2 protein-coding genes are annotated in these 1,475 nt (G+C 76.3%); both read right to left on the bottom strand.

Features of this window, described 5'->3' with window-relative positions; genetic code table 11:
- On the bottom strand, nt 1–243 hold a 243-nt coding region (locus ND748_RS31870), incomplete at its 3' end, for a YafY family protein (protein ID WP_251749989.1).
- Between the two features lie 122 nt (nt 244–365).
- Nucleotides 366–1,475, bottom strand: a 1,110-nt coding sequence (locus tag ND748_RS31875; RefSeq protein ID WP_251749990.1) for a tetratricopeptide repeat-containing protein, incomplete at its 5' end; no start/stop codon positions are given.

Raw genomic sequence — 1,475 nt, forward strand, 5'->3', positions numbered from 1 at the left:
GGCGACGGCCTCGGCGTCGTCGAGCAGCAGCGGCGGCATGGCCGTGCCGGCCCGCAACTGGTAGCCGCCGGCCACCCCGCGGGTGGCCTGGACCGGGTAGCCGAGCTCACGCAGCCGGTCGACGTCGCGGCGCAGCGTGCGGGGGCTGACGGCGAGCCGCTCGGCGAGCTCGCCGCCCGGCCAGTAGCGGTGCGTCTGCAGCAGGGACAGCAACCGCAGCATCCGGGCGCTCGTGTCCGCCATCGCCGCTCCGCCCCCGCGCCGTCCCGCCGCGCCGTCCCGCGCAGCCACATCCCACGCAGTCACATCCCACGCAGTCACATCCGCGCGGCGTCCGTCCTGCGCGGCGTCCGTCCCGTCCGGCGTCAGGATGCCATGCCGCCGTCCGGGTGCGGGCGGGGACGGCGGACCGCGCGGTCGGTCCGGCTGCGGGCGGCGGCGAACTGGCCGCGCCAACGGCCCAACGCCTCCTCGAACAGCTCCTGCGCACCGCGGTAGTCACCGCTCGCCGACAGGCTGGCGGCCAGGCTGTGCGTCGAGGCCAGCGTGTCGGGATGGTCGTCGCCGAGCAGGCGACGGCGCCGGGCCAGCACCTCCTCGGCGAGCCGCCGGGCGGACTGGAACTCGCCCAGGTCGTCCAGGTTGCTCGCGAGCCGGCTGGCGAAGGCAAGGACGTCGGGATGGTCGTCGCCGAGCAGCCGGCGCAGCCGGGCGAGCAGGTCCTCGTCGAGCGCGCGAGCCGCCCGGAACTGGCCAAGGCCCCGCTGGATGGCGGCCAGATCGGACGTCGTGTCGAGGGTCTCGGGATGGTCCCCGCCGAGCAGGCGGCGCCGGCGGGCGAGCACGTCCTCGATGAGGGCTCGCGCGTCCCGCAGGTCGCCGAGGTCGCCGAGGTCGCCGAGTCGCCCGGCGAGCTGATGGGCACGGGCGAGCGTGTCGGCGTGGTCCTCGCCGAGGGTCGCGCGGGACCGGATGACGGTGTCGGCGTGCAGGCCGCGGGCGGGCTCGTGCTCGCCCAGCTCCCACAGCACGAACGCCAGGTTGGCGGCGGTGGCCAGGGTGTCCGGGTGGTTCTCGCCGAGGTAGTGCAGCCGCCGGGCCAGGGTGTCGCGTTCCAGCTCCCACGCGGCCTCCCGCTGCCCGACCGCGAGCAGGGCGACGGCGAGGTTGTTCGCGGTGGCCAGGGTGTCGCGATGGTCCGGGCCGAACCGCCCGAGGTTGCGCCGGTAGAGGTCGCGGGCGAGGTGCTCGGCCGCCGCGTAGGCACCCCGGGCGTACAGGCGGGAGCAGTGGACGTCGGCCCAGGCGTGGAGCTGGTGCGGGTCGTCGGGATCGTCGAGGGTGTCCAGGGCCGCCAGCAGGTGCGGGACGACCGGCGCCTGCGTCGACCAGCTCGGCCGGTCGGTCGGGCTCTGCGCGTACGCCGCCGTGAGCAGCCGGCCGGCGAGGTCGGCAAGGGTGAACCGGGCGAACCC

Source organism: Frankia sp. AiPs1 (assembly GCF_023716945.1).
Taxonomy (GTDB): Bacteria; Actinomycetota; Actinomycetes; order Frankiales; family Frankiaceae; genus Frankia.